This is a genomic window from Streptomyces sp. MGP-P1 (genome assembly GCF_057766565.1).
In genome coordinates this window covers 1-21,325 of the sequence record NZ_JBYMEM010000003.1, presented here as the reverse complement: position 1 = coordinate 21,325, position 21,325 = coordinate 1, and the positions used below count along the sequence as shown (strand labels likewise).

Sequence of the window (21,325 nt, the reverse complement as noted above, 5' to 3'; positions counted from 1 at the left end):
GGCGCTTCCCGGCCGGGAAGCGCCCCTTCGGCGTGCTGTACGCCCGTGGTCGCGTTACTTCGGGCGGAGCGGTTCCGCGTCAGTCGGCCGCGGGCACCGAGGCGGCGTCGCCCGTGCCCTGGGCGCCCGTCTCGCCCTGGGCGCCGGTCTCGCCCTGGGCGCCCTCGGTGCTCGCGCCGTTCTCCGGCGTGCCGGGCGTCTCGCCCTCGGGCGTGCCGGCGGTCTCCCCCTCGCCGGACGCGTCGCCGGAAGCACTGCCCGACGGCGTCGGCTTCGGCGCGGGCGCCTCCGCCTTCGGGCTGGGGCCGAAGTCCTTGAAGAAGCCCTCGGCCGGGAAGACGCTGGCGCCGAGGCCGACATCGCCGGTCCGGCTGAGCTTGAAGACGACCTGCTGGACGTCGCCGTTGCGCGCCGCCTCGCCGCTGTTCTCGATCACGGCGGCGGCGTTGCCCTTGCCGCCGAGCGTGACCTGGCCGCCGGCCGGGACCACGACGGGGCCGTCGCCCTCGGCGGCCTGGAGCTTCACCTCGACGTCGCTGCCGGGCAGCGTGACCGACTCCAGCACCTCGCGCTCGGTGCCTTCGTTGAACAGCGTCGCGGCGACGACGGCGGGGCCGTCCGCGCCGCCCTCGGGCTGCGTGAGCACGTTCACGTTCTGGATCTTGATGTCGCCCACCGTGGTGGCCGGGTTGTCCGGCCTGATCCTGAGCGTCTCGGCGTTGTTGCCCGCCGCGCACGCGGACAGGGAGACGATCGAGATCACGGTGGCGGCGGCGGCGAGGGCGCCGTGTCGAAGGCTGCGGCTCACGGCGGCGGCAACTCCTTGAACGAGTCGGACTGCGGACTTCGGACGTCAGTCGTCGAGCGGTGGTGTGTCGAGCGGTGGTGTAAAGCCGCCCTAAGGGTGTGTCAGCGGCCTTAGGCTACCGAGCCGCCGCGCCCGCCCCGCACCCGACCCGCCCCTACGCGCTCCGGCTCTTCCCCGGGGGCGGTGAGGGGCGTGTCCCGGGGATGGTGCGGGGCGTGCCTCGGGGGATGACGAGGGACGTTCCCCCTGGGGAGGGTGAGGGATGTTCTCCAGGTGCGGCGGGAGAGGGGCCGGGAGGCTTCGGAGGTACGTCCTCCGATGGGGCCGAGAGGTGTTCTACCGGCGGGTACGCCATGTGCCGTTCACATAATCCGCGTGATCAATTCTTCTGCCCGTGTCGTGGCGTCTCTTCTGCCCGTGTCGTGGCGTCGTGGTCGTTTCTTCGCCATTCCCGGCTTCGCGACGGAAAGGGGCGGGCCTCATGTGGCTTGATCAATTTCATTGCGGTCGGACAGTTACGTCCGTACGGGTGAGCGATCACCGAACGGAGTACGGAATGATGGGCTTCTCGAAACCGACAAAACGGGACTTTCGTCCTCTTCTGTAGGTCTTCGGGGCTGTGTGGCGTGACTGTTTCGCTCCGGGCGCACAGCGGCTCCGACCTGCGAATACCGTCTTCCGGAACCCTTCCGCAGCACGTTCGTGTTGCTGTTGTCAAGCCCCGAGATATGCCCTGACCTGCGAAAACGCCATTCAGGAGATGCGGTTCTCGTGTTACTCTGGATAGCCACGGAAGGGGTACCTGTCACATGACGTTCAAGGTTGGCGACACCGTGGTCTATCCCCATCACGGGGCCGCGCTGATCGAGGCTATCGAAACTCGCCAGATCAAAGGCGTGGACAAGACCTACTTGGTGCTCAAGGTCGCCCAGGGCGACTTGACGGTTCGTGTGCCGGCGGACAATGCGGAGTTCGTGGGCGTGCGCGACGTGGTCGGGCAGGACGGGCTGGACCGGGTCTTCGAGGTGCTGCGCGCACCGTATGCCGAAGAGCCGACGAACTGGTCCCGGCGCTACAAGGCAAATCTCGAAAAGCTCGCCTCCGGCGATGTCATCAAGGTCGCCGAAGTAGTGCGTGACCTGTGGCGTCGGGAGCGCGAGCGCGGTCTCTCCGCCGGAGAGAAGCGCATGCTCGCCAAGGCCCGCCAGATCCTGGTGAGCGAGCTCGCTCTCGCGGAGAACACGAACGAGGACAAGGCCGAGGCTCTGCTCGACGAGGTCCTCGCGTCCTGAAAACTGGATTACTCCGGCTCGTACGGCCGGAGCGCACCGGTTGTATGAATGTGCCGCGGTGCCCGCTGACCAGCCGTTTTCACGCTGCGTCGTCGGGCGCTGCGGCATGTTCGGACCCGCATCCGGTGCCCGACTGCCGGTAACCCCGTGCCCGCGGTGTGATCCGCGTGTGCGGCGGCCGTCGGTGAGGACGGCCCCCGTGCTGTGTGAGCACCCGACGCGACCTGCGCTCGACCGGGTGTCACGGAAGGGGCCCGGTGCGAGCTCAGGGCGTCACGCCCGGCTCGCTGGGGCCCCTACCCATGTCGGTCGTGGAAACAAACCTGCCGAACCTTCGGACCTTCTCGGACCTTCGGAGTGCAACCGATGTCATCGACGCCACCCCCGACCGACCGGCCGCGCCCTCCCCGTACCGCCGCGGTGATCCCCGCGGCCGGACGGGGCGTGCGACTCGGCCCCGGCGCGCCCAAGGCCCTTCGGGCGCTCGGCGGGACGCCCATGCTGATCCACGCCATTCGCGCCATGGCCGCGTCCCGGGCCGTCTCCCTCGTCGTGGTCGTCGCCCCGCCGGACGGCGCGCCCGAGGTGAAGCACCTCCTCGACGAGCACGCGCTCCCCGAGCGCACCGACTACCTGGTGGTGCCGGGCGGTGAGACCCGCCAGGAGTCCGTCCGGCTGGGACTCGACGCGCTGCCCGAGGACATCTCCGTCGTCCTGGTCCACGACGCCGCCCGCCCCCTGGTGCCGGTGGACACGGTCGACGCCGTCGCCTCCGCCGTACGGGACGGAGCGCCCGCCGTCGTTCCCGCGCTGCCCCTCGCGGACACCGTCAAGGAGGTCGAGCCCGCTCCGGCGCCCGGGGAACCGGAGCCGGTGCTCGCCACCCCCGTACGGGCCAGGCTGCGCGCGGTGCAGACGCCGCAGGGCTTCGACCGGGCCACGCTGGTCCGGGCCCACGCCGAGGTCGCGGTCGACGGTGAGGGCGCCACGGACGACGCGGGCATGGTGGAACGGCTCGGCGCGCCCGTGGTCGTCGTCCCCGGCCACGAGGAGGCGTTCAAGGTGACCCGGCCGCTCGACTTGGTGCTGGCCGAGGCGGTACTCGCCCGCAGGAGGGCCAACGATGGTTTCTGAGAACCCCGCAGCGGGAGCCCCCGCCGCTCCCGTCATCCCGCTCGTCGGCATCGGCACCGACATCCACGCCTTCGAGGAGGGCCGCGAACTGTGGTGCGCGGGCCTGAAGTGGGAGGGCGAGGGCCCCGGTCTGGCCGGCCACTCGGACGCCGACGTCGTCGCGCACGCCGCCTGCAACGCGCTCTTCTCCGCCGCCGGCCTCGGCGACCTCGGGCAGCACTTCGGCACCGGCCGCCCCGAGTGGTCCGGGGCCGCGGGCGTCACGCTGCTCACCGAAGCAGCCCGGATCGTCCGCGCCGGGGGCTTCGAGATCGGGAACGTCGCCGTCCAGGTCGTCGGCGCCCGCCCGAAGATCGGCAAACGGCGCGAGGAGGCGCAGAAGGTGCTGTCCGACGCCGTGGGCGCCCCGGTCTCGCTCTCCGCCGCCACCTCCGACGGGCTCGGCTTCACCGGCCGCGGCGAGGGCATCGCCGGCATCGCGACCGCCCTGGTCTACCGCACCGCCTGACGCCCGGGCGGCCCCCGGCCCGCCTCCTCCTGCACATCACTTGCACGTACGCTGAAGACGCAAGCGATGTGCAGGAGGAGGCGGAAGTGGCACCGGTGACCAGCGCGACCACGGTGATGGCGGGGGCGGCGGGGACGGCGGCCGACCGGGCCGGCGACCGGACCGCCCGCGACGGCCACCGGGACGCCGGATACGTCCTGCGCACCGCCACCGCCGACGACCTCGGCGGAGCGCGGGCCGTGATGCTCGACACCGTCTACCGCGATCTGAAGTCCGGCTACGTACCCCGCTGGCACGCCGACATCATCGACCCCGCGGCCGCCTATCTGCGCCCGGAGCGCTGCACCCTGCTCGTCGTCGAGCACCGCGGCGAGATCGTCGCCACCGGGGCCGTGCGCGACCGGGGGCCGCAGGCGCCGCCCAATCCTCGGTGGGTCGCCGAGCGTTTCCCCTCCGGGACCACCGCGCAGCTCTGCCGGATCTACGTGCGTCCCGAGCACCGCAGGCACGGACTGGCCCGGCAGTTGGTGCGCGAGCTGGCGGAGTTCGCCGCACGGGCCGGGGGCTACGAGGCGCTGTACCTGCACACCGACCCCGCCGTGCCGGGCGCCGAGCCCTTCTGGCGTTCGCTGGCCCGCGAGGTGTGCGACGAGCGGGCGCTGCCCGGGGGCGGGCAGGGGATCGTCCACTTCGAACTGCCGATGCCCGGGGCCGTCCCCGTTCCCGCCGGCGGCTCCACCCGGACCACCCCCGCCCGTTAGATGACAATCATTTTCATATAAGGTCGTCGCCATGCCCACCTCCCGCCCCCGCCATCACCGCCGCGTCGCGCTGCCCCTGGCCGCCGCCACGCTCCTCGTGCCCGTCGCCACCGCCTGCACCTCGTCCACGGACTCCGGCGGCTCCGGCGGGGACCAGCGGCTGAAGGTGGCCATGGCCTTCCCGCCCGCCCAGGCCATGTCCCCGTACGGCGACGACGCCGTCACCCTGAGCCGGCTCGCCGTCGTCGAGGGCCTCACCCGGCTCGACCGCGACGGGGAGGCCGAGCCCGCGCTCGCCGCCTCCTGGAAGCGCGACGGGGAAAGGGCCTGGGAGTTCACCGTCCGCGAGGACGCCGTCTTCCAGGACGGGACGAAGCTCGACGCCGCCGCCGTGGTCCGCTCGCTGACCGCCGCGCAGAAGGCGTCCCCCAAGCCCCGGGTGCTGTCCGACACCACCCTCACCGCCACGGCCGCGGCCGCCGGAACCGTACGGATCACCACCGAGGACGCCGACCCGCTGCTGCCCCAGCGGCTCGCCAACCCCTCCCTGAGCATCCTGTCCGCCGCCGCGTACAAGGACGGCTCCCAGGTCAACCCCGCCGGGCACGCCACCGGACCCTTCACCCTCGCCAAGGTCAACGGAGCGGTCAGCGCCACCCTGGAGCGCCACGACACCTACTGGGGCGGCAAGGCGAAAGCCCCCGGCGTCGACGTGAAGTTCGTCGCCGACGGCACCGCCCGCGCCAACGCGCTGCGGACCAAGGACGTCGACGTCGCCGAGTACGTACCCATCTCCCAGGCCTCGCTGCTCGGCGACGGCCTGGTCCACGAGTTCCCCTCCGCCCGCACCAACGGCCTCTCCCTCAACACCGGACGCGGCGTCTTCGCCGACCCGGCGATGCGCGCCGCCGCCCGCGAGGCCATCGACCCCGAGGCCCTGGTCGACGGCGTCTACGAAGGGCGCGCCGACGCCGCCCAGGGGCTGCTCGGACCCGGCGTCCCCTGGGCCGCCGACCTGCGCACCGCCCCCACCGGCCGCACGAAGGCCGCCGCCCCGGCCGACGTGAGCAAGACGTCCGCGATCGTCCTGGCCACCTACACCAACCGGCCCGAACTGCCCGAGGCCGCCACCGTCGTCCAGCAGCAGCTGGAGAAGCGCGGCTTCACCGTCAAGCAGGTCGTCCGCGACTACGCGCAGCTGGAGGCCGACGCGCTCGCCGGGAAGTACGACGCGTTCATCCAGGCCCGCAACACCCTCCTGGACACCGCCGACCCGGTCTCCTACCTCGCCTCCGACTTCACCTGCGACGGCAGCTTCAACATCACCCAGCTCTGCGCGAAGCCCGTCGACGCCGCCGTCGACAAGGCCGCCGCCCTCGCCGACACCGACGCCCGGCACAAGGCCGAGATGACCGCCGAGGCCGCGATCCTCGGCTCCGACGCCCTCGTCCCGCTCGTCCACGAACGCTTCGTGCAGGGCTACGACGACACCCGCGTCCAAGGCGTCGCCCTCGACCCGATGGAGCGCACCCTCATCACCGCCGACACCCGCGTCGGGTGACCGCGTGAAGTACCTCGCCGGACGGCTCGGCGCGCTGCTCGCCGTCGTCGCGGTGATCGGGCTGCTGCCCTGGCTGACCCGGACCGACCCGGCCCGCACGATCCTGCACGCCCGGTACGCCGACCGGGCCCCGACGCCCGAGACCCTCGCCGCGATCCGCGCCGAGACCGGGCTCGACGGCGGGCCGTGGCACGTCCTGGGCGGCTGGCTCGGCGGGCTGCTCCGGGGCGACGCGGGGGAGTCCTGGGTCTCCGGGCAGCCCGTCGGACCCGACGTGACCGCCGCGCTCGGCAACTCCCTCACCCTGATGGCCGCCTCGCTCACCGTCGCCGTGCTCCTCGCCCTCGCACTGAGCGCCCCGACCCTGCGGCGCGGGGCCGCGCGCCGGATCGTCCGGGTGCGCGCCGGAGCGGGCGCCGCGGTTCTCGCCGCGCTGCCGGAGTTCCTGCTCGCCGCCGTACTGGCCACCGTGTTCGCCGTGCACCTCGGGTGGTTCCCCGCGCTCGGCTGGGGCGCCCCCGACCAGCTCGTGCTGCCCGCGCTCGCCATGGGCGTCCCCGCCGGGGCGCTGCTCGGCCGACTGCTGGACGACGCCCTGCCCGGCGCGTTCGCCGAACCCTGGGCCCGGGCCGCCGCCGCGAACGGCCTGCCCGGCCGCATCGTCGCCCGACACGCCCTGCGCAGGGCGCTGCCGGGCCTGCTGCCCCAGCTCGGCCTGGTCGCCGTCGGGCTGACCGGCGGGGCGGTCGCCGTCGAGACGCTGTACGCCATCCCCGGCCTCGGCGGTACGGCCCTGGCCGCCGCCCTCGCCCAGGACCTCCCCGTCCTCCAGGCGACCGTCCTGGCCCTGCTGCTCCTCGGCGTCGCCGCGGGCCTGCTCTCCCGCCTCGCCGTCCGCGTGCTGCTCGGCCCCGCGCTCACCGACCACGCGCTCCCCGCCCTCGTCGCGCCCCGGCTGCCCGGCCGCCGCGCGCTCGCCCTCGCCGCCCTCGTCCTCGGCGGCCTCCTGATCGCCGTCACCGTCGCGGGCCTCCTGCGCGACCCGCTCCACGTCGACACGGCCGCCCGCCTCGCCGGCCCCTCCGCCGCACACCCCTTCGGCACCGACAACCTCGGCCGCGACGTCCTCGCCCGCCTCGGACACGGCGCGGCCCGCACCGCACTGGCGGCCGTCGCGGTCGGAGCCGTCACCCTGATGCTCGGGCTGCTCCTCGGAGCCGCCCGCGCCGGGGCGCTCACCGAGACCGCGAACGCGCTCCCCGCCGTCCTCGCCGGCCTCGTCGTCGCCGGCATCGCCGGGCCGGGCCCCTGGGGCGCCGCAGCGGCCGTGGCCGCCGTCGCCTGGGCCCCCCTCGCCTCCCACACCGCCGCCCTGTACGCCCAGGAGAAGGCGGCCCCGCACCTCGCCGCCGCCGCGGCCCTCGGCGCGGACCGGGCCCACCTGCTGCGCCGCCACGTCCTGCCCGGGGTCCTGCCGCCGGTGGTGCGCCACGCCCTGCTCCGCGTCCCGGCCATCGCCCTGGCCCTCGCCTCCCTCGGCTTCCTCGGCCTCGGCACGCAGGCCCCGGCGCCGGAGTGGGGCCGGATGCTGTCGGAGAACATGCCGTACGCCGAACGCGCCCCGTGGGCCGTCCTGGCCCCCGCCGCCGTCCTCGCCCTCCTCGGCGCCCTGGCCGTCCTCACCTCGGCCGCGGTGCGCGGGCGCACCCCGGCGGGCCTGAAGTGAACCGGCCCCTGCCCGCGAAGGCCGACATGCCCGTGCCTGCGAAGGCCGACGAGCCCGTGCCTGCGAAGGCCGATAAGCCCGTGCCTGCGAAGGTCGGCAAGCCCGTGCCCGCCGGCGCGCCCGCACCCGCGCAAGCCGCCGTCCCCACCAGGGAGCGCCGCCGCCCCAGGCCCCGGCTCGCGAGCGCGCCCACCCCCTACCTCCGGCTCCTCACCGCCACTCAGTTCGCCTTCAACATCGGTTTCTACGCCGTCCTGCCCTACCTGGCCACCCACCTCGGCAGCGGCCTCGGCATGGCGGGCTGGCTCGTCGGCCTCGTCCTCGGGCTGCGCACCTTCAGCCAGCAGGGCCTGTTCGTCGTCGGCGGCGCCCTCACCGACCGCTACGGCCCGCGCCCCGTCGTGCTGGCGGGCTGCGCCCTGCGGATCGCAGGGTTCGGCTGGCTCGCCCTCGCCGGATCCACGGCCACCGTCATCGCCGCCGTCCTCCTCATCGGCTTCGCCGCCGCGCTGTTCTCCCCGGCCGTCGAGTCCGAGGCCGCCCGCGAGGCCGTCCGGCACGAACGGGCCACCGGCGCACCGCGCGCCCACGTCCTCGCCCTGTTCTCCGCCGCCGGGCAGGCCGGCGCGTTCATCGGGCCGCTGCTCGGCTCCCTGCTCCTGCTCCTCGGCGGCGGCTTCCGGGCGGCCTGCCTCGCCGGGGCCGCCGTCTTCGTCTGCGTACTGGCCGGGCACGCCCGCCTGATGCCGCGCGCCGACCCCGTACGGGAACGGGCAGCCGACCCCGTACGCGAACGGGCAGCCGACCCCGTACGCGAACGAGAACAGGACGACGCACAGGCACCGGACGCCATCACCCGTACGGCCCAACCTGGCCGGTCGCCGTGGCGGGCGGTCTTCACCAACCGGGCGTTCCTGCTGCTCTGCCTCGCGTACAGCAGCTATCTCGTCGCCTACAACCAGCTCTACCTCTCGCTCCCCGTCGAGGTGGAGCGGGCCACCGGATCGGGGGCCGCGCTCGGCTGGCTCTTCGCCCTGTCCTCGCTGCTCGTCGTCGTCGCCCAGTTGCCGCTGACCCGCTGGTCCGCCCACCGGATCGCCCCGCGCACCGCGCTGGTCACCGGCCTCGTCATCGTCGCCGCCGGGTTCGCCGCCGTACCGCTCACCCCGGCGGGCCCCGGCGGTCTGCTGCCCGGCGCGACGCTCGTCGTCCTGCTGACCCTGGGCCAGATGCTGCTGGTCCCCGCCGCCCGGGGCCTGGTGCCCGACCTGGTCGAGGACCGGCAGCTCGGGCTGGCCACCGGGGCCCTGTCCTCCGTCTCCGGGATCGCCGTCCTCGGAGGGAGCGCGGCGACCGGCGCCCTGCTCGACGCGCCCGCGCCCGTGCGGTGGGCGGTGCTCGCCGCGGTCCCGCTGGCCGGGGCGGCGCTCGCGTTCACCCTTCCGGCGGGCCGGGGCGGGAAGGATCAGGGAACGCGCGCGGTTGCCGGGTAGGAGCAGCACTGGACGAAGGACCGACCCGCAGCGCACAGGAGGCCCTACGCATGACCGCCGAACTCTCCGCCGAGCTCAAGAACCTGCTCGACAGCCCCGTGTTCGTCAACATCGCCACCATCCAGCCCGACGGCAGCCCCCAGGTCTCCCCGGTCTGGGTCAAGCGCGACGGCGACGACGTCCTGATCTCCACCACCGTCGGCCGCCGCAAGGAGAAGAACCTCCGCCGCGACCCGCGCGTCACCGTGGTCGTCCAGCCCTTCGACAACCCGTACACCTACGCCGAGATCCGCGGCGAGGCGACGCTGACGACGGACGGCGGGCAGGAACTGATCGACGAGCTGTCGATGAAGTACACCGGCAAGCCGTACGCGGAGTTCAACCCGGACTCCGCCGCCGACGACCCCCGCGTCGTCGTCCGCGTCTCCCCGCGCAAGATCGTCGGCCGCCTCTAGGCCCCACGAAGGGCGTGAGAACGCTCTCCGACCCCTTCCAGGGCCGTTCCGGGGCATCCCGGTACCAGAAAGTTGTCCCCGCGATCCCCAAGGGTCGCGGGGCACTGGTGCGGGCCTACTACCCTTGAGGCGTGACTATTCGCCTGCACGACACCAACGCCCGGCAGATCCGTGACTTCGTCCCGCTCACGGCGGGCTGCGTCTCGATCTACCTCTGTGGCGCCACTGTGCAGGCAGCACCGCACATCGGCCACATCCGCTCGGGCCTGAACTTCGACATCATGCGCCGCTGGTTCACGTACCGCGGCTACGACGTCACGTTCATCCGGAACGTCACCGACATCGACGACAAGATCATCGCGAAGTCCGCCGACCAGGGCCGCCCGTGGTGGTCGATCGGCTACGAGAACGAGCGCGCGTTCAACGACGGCTACGACGCCCTGGGCTGCCTGCCGCCCACCTACGAGCCGCGCGCCACCGGCCACGTTCCCGAGATGATCGAGATGATGCGCGGCCTCATCGAGAGCGGTCACGCCTACGAGGCCGACGGCAACGTCTACTTCGACGTGCGCTCCCTACCCAGCTATCTGGCCCTCTCCAACCAGGAGCTGGACGATCTGCGCCAGCCCTCCGGCGAGGGTGAGACCGGCAAGCGCGACCAGCGTGACTTCGCCATGTGGAAGGCCACCAAGCCGGGCGAGCCCAGCTGGGAGACGCCCTGGGGCCGCGGCCGTCCCGGCTGGCACCTGGAGTGCTCCGCGATGGCCCACAAGTACCTGGGCTCCGCCTTCGACATCCACGGCGGCGGCATCGACCTGATCTTCCCCCACCACGAGAACGAGATCGCCCAGGCCAAGGCCTACGGCGACGAGTTCGCGAAGTACTGGGTGCACAACGGCTGGGTCACCCTGTCCGGCGAGAAGATGTCCAAGTCGCTGGGCAACTCCGTCCTCGTCAGCGAGATGGTCAAGCACTGGCGCCCGATCGTCCTGCGCTACTACCTCGGCACCCCGCACTACCGGTCCATGATCGAGTACAGCGAGGAGGCCCTGCGCGAGGCCGAGTCCGCCTTCGCGCGGATCGAGGGCTTCGTCCAGCGCGTCACCGAGAAGGCCGGCGAGGTCGTCGCCCCCGCCGCCGAGGTGCCGCCCGCCTTCGCCGAGGCGATGGACGAGGACCTGGGCGTGCCCCAGGCGCTCGCGATCATCCACACCACCGTCCGCCAGGGCAACAGCGCACTGGCCGCCGACGACAAGGAAGCCGCGGTCGACCGCCTCGCCGAGGTCCGGGCCATGCTCGGCGTCCTAGGCCTGGACCCGCTCGACCCGCACTGGGCGGGCGAGAGCGACCGGGGCGAGGACCTCCACGGCGTCGTCGACACCCTCGTCCGCCTCGTCCTCGACCAGCGGCAGTCCGCCCGCGCCCGCAAGGACTGGGCCGCCGCCGACGCCATCCGCGACCAGCTCAACCAGTCCGGCCTCGTCATCGAGGACAGCCCCACCGGCCCCCGGTGGACACTGGGACCGCGCTGAGCACCCGCTCCGAGCAGTGAGATTGTGCCGCCCGGCGACCCGGGCGGCACACTTTCCTTATACGTACGTACGTCTGAAAGCAACGAAACAGGTAGATCATGGCCGGGAACAGCCAACGCAGGAACCGCCGCACGTCCAACAAGAAGGGCATGCAGGTCGGCAGCGGTGGCCAGCGACGCCGTGGTCTCGAAGGCAAGGGACCGACGCCGCCGGCCTCCGCCCGCAAGGGACACAAGAAGAACCGCATCGCCGGCGCCCAGGCCAAGCAGGCCGCCGCCCGCCGCCCCGCCCCCCGGCGCGGCGGCGTCAAGGGCACCTCGGAGATGGTCGTCGGCCGCAACCCGGTCTACGAGGCCCTGCGCGACGGCGTGCCCGCCGTCACCCTCTACGTCCAGCAGTACATCGACAACGACGAGCGCGTCCGCGACGCCCTCAAGCTCGCGAGCGAGCGCGGCAACATCAACCTGATGGAGGCCCCGCGCCCCGAGCTGGACCGGATGACGAACGGCCTGAACCACCAGGGCCTCGTCCTCCAGGTCCCGCCGTACGAGTACGCGCACCCGGAGGACCTCACCGCCGCCGCGTACGACAACAACGAGGACCCGCTGATCGTCGCCCTCGACGGGGTGACCGACCCGCGCAACCTCGGCGCCATCGTCCGCTCGGTCTCCGCGTTCGGCGGCCACGGCGTGGTCGTCCCCGAGCGCCGCGCGGCCGGCATGACCGCCGGTGCGTGGAAGTCCTCCGCCGGCACGGCGGCCCGCACGCCCGTCTCCCGGGTCACCAACCTCACCCGAGCCCTGGAGGGCTACCAGAAGGCGGGCCTCACCGTCGTCGGCCTGGCCGCCGACGGCGAGCACACGGTCGAGGACCTGGAGCAGCTGGCGGGCCCGGTCGTCATCGTCATCGGCAGCGAGGGCAAGGGGCTCGGCCGTCTCGTCGGCGAGACCTGCGACTACCGGGTGCGGATCTCGATGCCGGGCGGCGCGGAGTCGCTCAACGCCGGTGTCGCGGCGGGCATCGTGCTGTACGAGGTGGCGCGCCGCCGCGGATAGCCGTCCGGCGGGCGGTGGGCGGCGGGCGGCGGGCCGGCCCGGACCGCGGGCCCGCCGGTGCGCCACCGCGTTCGCGCGGCAGCGCGCGCACGTGCGCTGCCACGCGTTGCGGTGCGCTGCCACGCGCCGGCCGTGCGCGGCAACCGGCTCGCCCGCCCGGCGAGTTGACGCGCGAACGCCGAACACAGCCCCAGGTTGCCCGAGTTTGGCCTGATCTTGACGGGTCTCGGACACATTCGGTGCGGTCAAGGCAGTGTCCTAAACACACATCACTCGGTTAGATGAGTGTGGACACCAGAACGCCTCGGTTCGACGAGCAACCCGCCGCCCTGAGCATGACCAAGGTGGACAGCGACCCCGCGCAGGTCATCGTCAACCACGCCAGCTTCCGGGTGCAGCTCGCCCCGGGCCAGCGCGCACGGCTGCGCGTCCCCGCGGAGACGGCCCGCATCCCTGCCATGAGCGGTCCCGGCGGAGGCCGCAGGCGGGCACCGGTCGTCTGGAGCGGGAAGTCCGCTCCTGGCGACCCCGGCGCGACAGGCCTCCTCCAGGCCGTGCGCAACTCCACCGCGGGCCACCTCGACGCCGGACTCGGCGGGGCCTCCGGGAGCGGGCACGGGGCGGGCGCGACGCAGGTCATCCCGCTCCTCGAGGAGACGCAGCCCAACCCCGTACTGACCGCCCCCCACCAGCCGGGACACACCGGCCCGCTGCTGCCGCCCATGCGGCAGGCCATCGGCGCCTACGACCCGGTCGAAGCGCCCGACGACCTCGGCACGACCGGCGCCCCCGGCGACGACTACGACGAGGCCGACGAAAGCGCCGAGTCCGCCGAGTCCCGCGCCCGGCGCGGCGTGGGCGACCCCGTCCGGCACGCCTACTACCCCGGCCACCGGATGAACCTGGGCGTCGTCCTGCTCCCCATGCGGGTGCTCCTCGGCTTCATCTCCATCTACGCCGGCATGGGCAAGCTGAGCGACCCCGTCTACTTCGACGGCGGCGAGCGCGGCTCCATGGTCAAGTGGCTGACCTCCCTGCACCCGTGGGCGATGGCCGAACCGCTGCGCGACTTCGCGCTCTCCCACCCGGTCGGCGCCGGCCTGACCGTCGCCTTCCTCCAGGTCGTCGTCGGCGTGCTCACCGTCCTCGGCCTCTGGCAGCGGGTCGCCGCCGCGCTCGGCGCGCTGCTCTCCGCCGCACTGCTGGTGACCGTGAGCTGGCGCTCGGTCGCCGTGTACGACGCACCCGACATCATCCTGCTGGCCGCCTGGAGCCCGCTGATCATCGCCGGCGCGCCGGTCTACTCCCTGGACGGCCGACTGGCCGGAGAGGCCTGGCGCAAGCTCGGCCCGCGCTCGGAGATCTGGGACCTGCGCCGCCGGGTCCTGCGCCGAGGCACCGTCGTCGCGACCGTCGTCGTCGGCTGCACCCTGCTCATCGGCTCCATCCTCGGCGGCGCGGTCCGCTCCAGCGAGGTCGTCACCGTCCCCGGCCGCAACGACAACCCCACCAACCGCCTCCCCGGCATGCCACTGCCCCAGGAGTCCACCGGCGAGCGCCAGGCCTCCCGTACACCGGACCAGCGGCGACAGCCGGAGCCCAGCCGCTCCGGCGCGGCCACCCCGCCCGAGGGCGAACGGGCCACACCGGGCGCGACGCGCGACTCCGGCGGCCAGAACACCGGTACGGACACCCAGCCCAGCCAGACCCAGGGCACCGACCAGGCGCCCCCGCAGCAGTCCACCCCGCAGGAGCCCCCGGCCGCCACCAGCTCCGGGCCCACCTCCTCCGGCTCCACCGGCGACGCCTCGTCCGGAGGCGCCGGCGAACCGGCGCCCACCGGCGGCTCGACCTCCTCCGGCGGCGAGGGATCGACCACGGGCGGCGGCGGCGGCCGGAACCCGATCGGCGGCCTCCTCGGCTGACCCCGCACGACCGGTTCGACAGCAGTGAGGGGCGGCCCCCACCCGGACGGAAGAACCGGGTGGGGGCCGCCCCTCCGTAGGGGACGAGAGAGACCCCGGTGCGAAGCCGACGGCCGTCAGCCCCGTCAGCCCCGTCGGCCCCGTCAGTCCCGTCAGCCGTCGCGGGAGCCGAGCTCGCGGGCCGCCTCGGTCAGGTCCTTCGCCGTGTCGATGGCCCGCCAGTACGCCCCGTTCGGCAACGGATACCCGGCCAGCCGACGCTCGCGGGCGAGACGCGGGAACGTGGTCCGCTCATGGTCGCCGCGGTCCGGCAGCAGCTTCGTGAACGCCGGCGAGAACACGTACACCCCGGCGTTGATCAGATACGGGGACGGCGGCGACTCGATGAAGTCGGTGATGTGCCCGAACGCGTCCGTCTCCACGGCGCCCCACGGGATCCGGGGCCGGGCGAGGGCCAGGGTGGCGGTGGCGTCGCGCTCCGCGTGGAAGGCGGCCATCTCCCGCAGGGAGAAACGGGTCCAGATGTCGCCGTTGGTGGCGTACCAGGGCTGCTCTGGATCGGGCAGCCGCCCGGCCGCGTACTTGAGACCGCCACCGCGGCCCAGCGGCTCGGTCTCCACGACGGTGGTGACCCGGAGCGGCAGCACGGCGGCGTCCAGCCACTCCTGGAGCACCTCGGCGAGATGCCCGCAGGAGACCACGGCGTCGGTGACTCCCTCAGCGGCCAGCCAGGACAGCTGATGCCCGATGATCGGAGTCCCGGTCCCGGGGATCTCCACCATCGGCTTGGGGCGGTCGTCGGTGTACGGCCGCAGCCGCGACCCCTGGCCACCGGCAAGGATCACGGCCTGCGTCGGATACGTATGCATGGCAGGCACGATATGCGGTGCCCGCCATCGGAGGGCGACGCTCCGTGCGACCGCCCCCCCCGGCCGGGAGGCCTCAGCTGAACTGCGCGACGCCGGAGGCGAACGAGGTGTCGCAGACGGGCCGGGAGAAGCGGTGCGCCCGGGTCGGGCCGTACTGCTCGACGGCCGCCTTGCCGAGGGCCTTCGCGATCGACATGCAGTGGCGGGCGAGCGAGGGACGCTGCTCGACGGCGCGCTGGAGGCCGGTGAGCGCGGTGCCCGGGTCCTTCTCCTGCAGCTCCACGAGCAGCTTCTCGCGCAGGACGTCCTGCGGGGCGTGCGGCTTCGCCGGCTTGGACACGGTCTCCGAAGAGGCGGCCAGCAGCTGCGAGTCGTTGTCCGACTCCGCCCACTGGACGCTGGTGACCGCGAGGGTCCCGGACAGAACCATGACGACGGGCAGGACGAGAGCGAGGGATCGGCCGATGCGGCGCGCGGTGTGGGTCACGCAGCGAGCGTAGCGGCCAGTGATGACTTGGCAGCAATTCGTCACCCTTGCGGGGGATGGTTCGACGCGCCCTTTCGAATGCGGGCTTGACGAACCAGGGTGAAATGCCCGTGAAATACCCTGTGTGCCGGGGTATTTGCTGCCACCCCGCACCGAAACCCAAACTCGCCGGGACCACGCAAACGGCCCCGCACCCCCTCGCGGGGAGTGCGGGGCCACGCGTACGGCGGGCGGGGCGGGCGGGGCGTCAGTTGGTGAGACGCTCGCCGGTGGAGGTCGCGAAGACGTGCAGCTCGTCCGGGCGCGGGACGACGTGCAGCTCCGTGCCCTTCTCCGGGACGGCACGGCCGCCGACGCGGACGACCAGGTCCTTGTGCTCCCCGGCGACCTGCGCGCCACCGTAGACGAAGCCGTCGGCGCCGAGCTCCTCGACGACGTTGACGGAGACGGCGAGACCGGCCGGGGCGTCCGAGGAGTCCTTGGTCAGCGTCTTCGCGGCGGCGCCGCCGTGCTCGACGATGTCGAAGTGCTCGGGGCGGATGCCGACCGTCACGGTGGTGTCACCGCGGTCCGCGGCGGCGGTGAGCGCCTCACGGGAGACCGGGACGACGCTGTTGCCGAACTTCACGCCGCCGTCGGTGATCGGGACCTCGACGAGGTTCATCGCGGGGGAGCCGATGAAGCCGGCGACGAAGAGGTTCGCGGGCCGGTCGTACATGTTGCGCGGCGAGTCGACCTGCTGGAGCAGCCCGTCCTTCAGCACCGCGACCCGGTCGCCCATGGTGAGGGCCTCGACCTGGTCGTGGGTGACGTACACGGTGGTGATGCCGAGGCGGCGCTGCAGCGAGGCGATCTGCGTACGGGTGGAGACACGGAGCTTCGCGTCGAGGTTCGACAGCGGCTCGTCCATGAGGAAGACCTGCGGCTCACGCACGATGGCACGGCCCATCGCCACACGCTGACGCTGACCACCGGAGAGCGCCTTCGGCTTGCGGTCCAGGTAGTCGGTGAGGTCCAGCATCTTGGCGGCCTCTTCGACCTTCGCCCGGATCTCGGTCTTGTTGATACCGGCGATCTTCAGCGCGAAGCCCATGTTGTCCGCGACGGACATGTGCGGGTAGAGCGCGTAGTTCTGGAACACCATGGCGATGTCCCGGTCCTTCGGCGGCAGGTGCGTGACGTCGCGGTCACCGATGCGGATCGCACCGCCATTGACGTCCTCAAGACCCGCGAGCATGCGCAGGGAGGTCGACTTGCCACAACCGGAAGGACCGACGAGGACGAGGAACTCACCGTCCGCGATGTCGATCTCGAGCTGGTCCACGGCCGGCTTCGTGGAGCCGGGGTAGACGCGGGACGCCTTGTCGAACGTGACACTGGCCATGCTGAATCTTCTCCTCAACCGGCAGGAACGTGCCGGACGATCCGAGTAGGGAGTGGTCTGGTCCACAGACGCGAACCTGCCGTGACGCTACCTGGCGTTCATGTGTTCTGTCAGTACCTCTTGGGTCACGAAAAGCGCCCCGTGGACCCGGAGGACGCCAGAGCAGCTGTCTTTTGGCCCGGTCCCTTTATGAGAGGAAGCTTCCTGTTTCGGCACCCACCGCCGACCGGACGCCACCCTGAAGGCGACACCCCGCCGGTCTCACACGGACTCCACAGGCATCACGGCCGACGGCCCGTCGGTCCGGCTGCACACTTTCCTACGTATCCGCCTGCCGCACCCGAACGGATCCCCGGGTGCCTCACGCCGACTATGCCGTCAGCACCACGTCCGGCATCTCGGATGCCTTGATCACCGACGGCATCACCCGCCCCGCCGGAAGCGCCGACGCCACCAGTGCGTACAGGCGCAGCCCCTCCTCGCGCAGATTCCGTGCGGCGTTCACATCCCGGTCATGCACCGCACCACACCCGTCGCAGGACCAGCCACGCACGGACAGAGCCAACTTCGGCCCCATCGCCCCGCACGCGGAGCAACGCCGGGTCGAGGGGAAGAAGCGGTCGACGATGACCAGCGTCCGGCCGTACCACGCGCACTTGTACCGCAACTGGCGCAGCAACTCGCCCCACGCCGCGTCCATAATCGCCCGGTTCAGCCCCGCCTTTCGCCGACGGCCCTTGCCTTTTGGCGACCGTACGAGAGAGGCGACGGCCAGGTCCTCCACCACGAGCACTTGGTTCTCGCGCACGAGGCGGGTGGTGAGCTGGTCCAACGCGTCTCGACGGACGTCGGCGATGAGGGCGTACAACCGCGCGATCTCCTGCCGCGCCTTGTCCCGGTTCCTGGATCCCCTCTCCTTACGGTGCAGACTCCGCTGGAGAGCCGCGAGCTTCACTCCGTACTTCTTGAGCAGGCGAGGGTGGTCCACCTTCTCCCCGTCGTCCAGCGTGACCAGAGCGGCCAGCCCGAGGTCCAGGCCGACCGCCCTCGGCGCACCGCCGTCCCGCAGAAATACGGGTGGCAGCGGCTCGATCCGCTCCTCCACCAGCACGGAGACGAAGAAGCGCCCCGCCCGGTCACGGCTCACGGTGAGCTTCACCGGTCGCACTCCTGCCGGAAGCGGCCGGGACCACCGGATACGCAGCGGCTCGGACTGCTTGGCCAGCGCAATCAGCCCCGTACCCGGCCGCTCCGGGTCCTCCGCCCAGCGGAAGCCCGTACGGACATAGGTCGCGGAGTCACGGGAACGGCCCTTCTTCTTGGGCTTCGGGTGTCTCCCCGTGCCCTTGAAGAACCGCCCGAACCCGGCGTCGAGATGGCGGAGCGACTGTTGGAGAACCGTCGAGGACACCTCCTGCAGCCATCGCGTCCCCTCGGTGTTCCGCCAGCCTGTGAGAGCCCGGCAGGACTCGGCGAACCCGAGCGACACCCGGTGCTCGCGCCAGGCCTTGTCCCGCAGGGCGAGGCCCTCGTTGTAGGTCCAGCGGCAGGCGCCGAAGGTCTTGATCAGCTGCTCGGACTGGGTGGGGGAGGGGTAGCAGCGGTACCGGTAGACACGCTGCCGGGTGTCCGCCTCCGGAGTCCGCCGCTGCATCGGCACGGCCACCCGCTGCTGATGCAGACGCTTGATCGGGTCAGGAACGCCCAGCGCCTCGCGTTTGACGCGCTTGGCCTCCGCGCCGGTGACGCGGAGCCGTCCGCCCTTCCCTGCGGCCTCGACCACGACCCCTCCCCCTGTCCGATAGTCGGATGGCACTTCAGTGCGTTCAACGAACAGGTGAGTGGGAGGTTACGGCCGCCCGATATGCCTGTCCGTGGGGGAGCGGGGCTGTGTAGAGTTGTGGCGTCTTGGTGCGCGCTACTGGCGCGCGTCCTTGCCTCCTTAGCTCAGTCCGGCCCAGAGCAATGTACTTGTAATACATAGGTCGTCGGTTCGAATCCGACAGGGGGCTCAGCGTGAAGCCCAGGTCGGATCTCCTCTGGCCTGGGCTTCTTCCATTCCCGTGTGGCGCATGCCCGTTGAGTCTCTGTTTATCGGACCCTTATTGCGTTTCCCCGGCTCTCAAGGAGCCGAGCCCCTGGGGGGACGGCCACCGTTCTTCGGGTGTGCCCCCGGTCCGGGCTCGCCGGCGATCTCCGGTGCCGTCGCTCCGGCCGGCTTGGGTCTGCCGACGGCTTTGAACTTGCTGTCCTCGTGGTGCCAGGTGGTGCCAGATGACCCCGGGTGGTGCCAGGTGGTGCGCCAATGGCGCCAAGTGGCGTCTCTGTGGTGCCATCCTGGGCCCTCTTGGCTGCCCCTGTGGTGTTGCCTTGGCTTCTCTGGTGGTGATGTTGCAGGTCAGCGGGTTTTGAAGCGCGGTGAGCCAAGATGGCTCGACATGGTGCCATTCATGTGCCATGATGGCGTCATGGACCTCACCCCCTACGTCGACAATCTTCGGCGGGAACTCGCCGTCGCCGCGGATGCCAGCGGCGACGAAGCCCGCGCCCTTGCCGAGCGGCTCAGTGCTCCCCTGGAGTCCGCTGTGCGGCTGACCCTGCTCAACGTGCTCTCCGCGGCCATGGGAGACGTCACCCGGGAGCTGGCTCCCGGTTCGGTCGACGTACGGCTGCGCGGGCTCGATCCCGAGTTCGTGGTGACGCCGCCGCCGGTGCCCGAGCCGGAGTCGGTGCGGGAGGAGCGGGAGGAGGTCGTGGCTCCCGTGGTGGTGGCGCCTGCGGCCGGGGAGGCCGACGACGGCACCATGGTGCGGATCAACCTCCGTCTCCCCGCCCACCTCAAGGGCCGCGCCGAGAGCGCCGCCGCGGCGGAGGGGCTGTCGGTCAACGCCTGGCTCGTGCGGGCCGTGTCCGTGTCCCTCGACGGCGGGGGGCGCGCGAGCGCAACGGGCCGGGCCAAGGACTCGGGCGGTCGCGGTTTCACCGGCTGGGTCCGCTAGGACCGCTGGGTCCGGTCTGGGCCTGCTGGGTCCGCTGGGCCGCCTGTTCGTAGTCGGCGCCATTTCACCGGCGGATCGCCGATCCGGCCGACGTTACTGATCACTCATCACTCACCGAGCCAAGAGGACGGGACAGCCATGCCTTCTTTCGACACCCCCGAGCCGATCTCCGCCGTCATCGAGCTGGACGCCGGCACCGCCCGCATCACCGCCGGCAAGCGCACCGACACGGTCGTCGAGGTGCTGCCGGGCAACGGATCCGACGAGGACGACGTACGGGCCGTGCAGCAGACCCAGGTCGCCTGCTCGGGTGGCCGTCTCACCGTCAGAACCCCCAAGAAGCGTTCCCTGTTCGGCAAGCCGGGCGCCGTCGTGGTGAGCATCGAACTGCCCGCGGGGTCCGATGTGCGCGGCACCACCGCGCTGGGCGGATTCTTCGGTGAAGGGCCGCTCGGCGAGGTCCGGCTCAGGACCTCGCTCGGCGACCTCCAGGTGGAGGAGGCGGCCCGCGCCGAGCTCAGGACCGACCACGGCGACATCCGGCTGGTCCGTTCCACCGGGGATGTCGAGGTCATCGGCTCGGGCCGGGTCGAGGTCGGCGCCGTCGCCGGGGCGGCGGTCGTCAAGAACGGCAACGGCGCGACCGTGATCGACGAGGTCGGCGGTGAGCTGAAGGTCAACGCGGCCAACGGCGACATCTCTGTGGGCGTCGCGCACGGCGACGTCGTCGCCAAGTCCGCCAACGGGCGGATCGAGATCGGCGTCGCCCGGGCCGGGGTCGACGCGACCTCCTCCAACGGGCGCATCCGCGTCGGCGACGTGACCCGCGGCCGCATCGATCTGCGCACCTCCGTCGGCGACCTCGAAGTGGGCATCCACGAGGGCACCGCCGCCTGGCTCGACCTGCACCCCAAGTTCGGCACCGTACGCAACTCGCTCGGCGCCGCCGCCGGGCCCGAGGACTCCGACGAGACCGTCGAGGTCCACGCCCGGAGCGGGGCCGGCGACATCATCGTCCGCCGTGCCTGAGTCCGCCGTGCCTGAGTGCGCCGTACCCGGCTCCGTCGTGTCTGAGTGCGTCGTGTCTGGGGCCGCCGCGCCTGAGTGCGTCGTGCCCGACTCCGTCGTGGCTGGGGCCGCCGCTTCCGAATCCGCTGCGGCCGGCCCCCGCCGTGCTCGCCTCCTGTCCCGCCCATGCCCGACTCGCCGCTCGCGCAAGGGCACCAGCATGAAGGGAACCAGCATGACTGTCACCCGGACTTCCGCGCCGCTCGCCACCCAGGCCCCGGCGCAGGGGATCACCGCCACCGGACTGCGCAAGTCCTACGGCGACAAG

18 protein-coding genes and 1 tRNA gene are annotated in these 21,325 nt (G+C 72.3%); 14 read left to right on the top strand and 5 right to left on the bottom strand.

Annotated elements, in window-relative coordinates; genetic code table 11:
* Positions 1-79: 79 nt before the first annotated feature.
* Entirely contained in the window at positions 80-808 is a 729-nt protein-coding gene (locus AC3CH1_RS07470) for a prolipoprotein diacylglyceryl transferase (RefSeq protein WP_488462206.1), read from the bottom strand.
* A gap of 809 nt (positions 809-1,617) precedes the next feature.
* On the opposite strand from AC3CH1_RS07470, the gene AC3CH1_RS07465 reads away from it, so the two are divergent.
* The 11 genes from AC3CH1_RS07465 to AC3CH1_RS07415 all read left to right on the top strand — a co-directional run bounded on the left by AC3CH1_RS07465 (position 1,618) and on the right by AC3CH1_RS07415 (position 14,250).
* Positions 1,618-2,100, top strand: a complete 483-nt coding sequence (locus AC3CH1_RS07465; RefSeq protein WP_003953493.1) for a CarD family transcriptional regulator — start codon at positions 1,618-1,620, stop codon at positions 2,098-2,100.
* Positions 2,101-2,466: 366 nt separating this feature from the next.
* On the top strand, positions 2,467-3,234 hold the full coding sequence (gene ispD, locus AC3CH1_RS07460) for a 2-C-methyl-D-erythritol 4-phosphate cytidylyltransferase (protein ID WP_488462205.1): 768 nt from the start codon (positions 2,467-2,469) through the stop codon (positions 3,232-3,234).
* A complete protein-coding gene (gene ispF, locus AC3CH1_RS07455) occupies positions 3,224-3,742 on the top strand; it encodes a 2-C-methyl-D-erythritol 2,4-cyclodiphosphate synthase (RefSeq protein WP_488462204.1) in 519 nt (172 codons plus the stop codon). Before ispD ends, ispF begins: the two co-directional genes overlap by 11 nt.
* A gap of 116 nt (positions 3,743-3,858) precedes the next feature.
* Positions 3,859-4,503, top strand: coding sequence for a GNAT family N-acetyltransferase (locus tag AC3CH1_RS07450; RefSeq protein WP_488462237.1), 645 nt, complete (start codon positions 3,859-3,861; stop codon positions 4,501-4,503).
* 31 nt (positions 4,504-4,534) lie between these two features.
* A complete protein-coding gene (locus AC3CH1_RS07445; RefSeq protein ID WP_488462203.1) occupies positions 4,535-6,064 on the top strand; it encodes an ABC transporter substrate-binding protein in 1,530 nt (509 codons plus the stop codon).
* A gap of 4 nt (positions 6,065-6,068) precedes the next feature.
* The gene (locus AC3CH1_RS07440) at positions 6,069-7,790 is read left to right on the top strand and encodes an ABC transporter permease subunit (protein WP_488462202.1); all 1,722 of its coding nucleotides are present in this window, start codon (positions 6,069-6,071) and stop codon (positions 7,788-7,790) included.
* A 26-nt stretch (positions 7,791-7,816) separates the two neighbouring features.
* A complete protein-coding gene (locus tag AC3CH1_RS07435) occupies positions 7,817-9,283 on the top strand; it encodes an MDR family MFS transporter (protein WP_488462201.1) in 1,467 nt (488 codons plus the stop codon).
* Between the two features lie 50 nt (positions 9,284-9,333).
* A complete protein-coding gene (locus AC3CH1_RS07430; protein ID WP_488462200.1) occupies positions 9,334-9,738 on the top strand; it encodes a PPOX class F420-dependent oxidoreductase in 405 nt (134 codons plus the stop codon).
* A gap of 131 nt (positions 9,739-9,869) precedes the next feature.
* Complete coding sequence (gene cysS, locus AC3CH1_RS07425) at positions 9,870-11,270, top strand: cysteine--tRNA ligase (protein WP_488462199.1); 1,401 nt, start codon at positions 9,870-9,872, stop codon at positions 11,268-11,270.
* A 98-nt stretch (positions 11,271-11,368) separates the two neighbouring features.
* Positions 11,369-12,325, top strand: a complete 957-nt coding sequence (rlmB, locus tag AC3CH1_RS07420) for a 23S rRNA (guanosine(2251)-2'-O)-methyltransferase RlmB (protein WP_097867448.1) — start codon at positions 11,369-11,371, stop codon at positions 12,323-12,325.
* A gap of 281 nt (positions 12,326-12,606) precedes the next feature.
* Positions 12,607-14,250, top strand: a complete 1,644-nt coding sequence (locus AC3CH1_RS07415; RefSeq protein ID WP_488462198.1) for a DoxX family membrane protein — start codon at positions 12,607-12,609, stop codon at positions 14,248-14,250.
* Positions 14,251-14,402: 152 nt separating this feature from the next.
* Here the strand turns inward: AC3CH1_RS07415 and AC3CH1_RS07410 are convergent, their stop codons facing one another.
* The 4 genes from AC3CH1_RS07410 to AC3CH1_RS07395 form a co-directional block, all read right to left on the bottom strand.
* Complete coding sequence (locus AC3CH1_RS07410) at positions 14,403-15,119, bottom strand: nucleotidyltransferase family protein (protein ID WP_265600854.1); 717 nt, start codon at positions 15,117-15,119, stop codon at positions 14,403-14,405.
* A 73-nt stretch (positions 15,120-15,192) separates the two neighbouring features.
* A complete protein-coding gene (locus tag AC3CH1_RS07405; protein ID WP_215106499.1) occupies positions 15,193-15,606 on the bottom strand; it encodes a hypothetical protein in 414 nt (137 codons plus the stop codon).
* A 247-nt stretch (positions 15,607-15,853) separates the two neighbouring features.
* The gene (locus tag AC3CH1_RS07400; RefSeq protein WP_403762618.1) at positions 15,854-16,990 is read right to left on the bottom strand and encodes an ABC transporter ATP-binding protein; all 1,137 of its coding nucleotides are present in this window, start codon (positions 16,988-16,990) and stop codon (positions 15,854-15,856) included.
* Between the two features lie 370 nt (positions 16,991-17,360).
* Positions 17,361-18,773, bottom strand: a complete 1,413-nt coding sequence (locus AC3CH1_RS07395; protein WP_488462197.1) for an RNA-guided endonuclease InsQ/TnpB family protein — start codon at positions 18,771-18,773, stop codon at positions 17,361-17,363.
* A gap of 153 nt (positions 18,774-18,926) precedes the next feature.
* On the opposite strand from AC3CH1_RS07395, the gene AC3CH1_RS07390 reads away from it, so the two are divergent.
* From AC3CH1_RS07390 to AC3CH1_RS07380, 3 genes are all read left to right on the top strand, one after another.
* Positions 18,927-19,002 (top strand) — tRNA-Thr (locus AC3CH1_RS07390).
* Between the two features lie 456 nt (positions 19,003-19,458).
* On the top strand, positions 19,459-19,989 hold the full coding sequence (locus AC3CH1_RS07385) for a toxin-antitoxin system HicB family antitoxin (RefSeq protein WP_488462196.1): 531 nt from the start codon (positions 19,459-19,461) through the stop codon (positions 19,987-19,989).
* A 138-nt stretch (positions 19,990-20,127) separates the two neighbouring features.
* Positions 20,128-21,018 (top strand): DUF4097 family beta strand repeat-containing protein, encoded by an 891-nt coding sequence (locus AC3CH1_RS07380; protein WP_488462195.1) that lies wholly within the window; start codon positions 20,128-20,130, stop codon positions 21,016-21,018.
* The last annotated feature ends 307 nt before the right edge of the window (positions 21,019-21,325 follow it).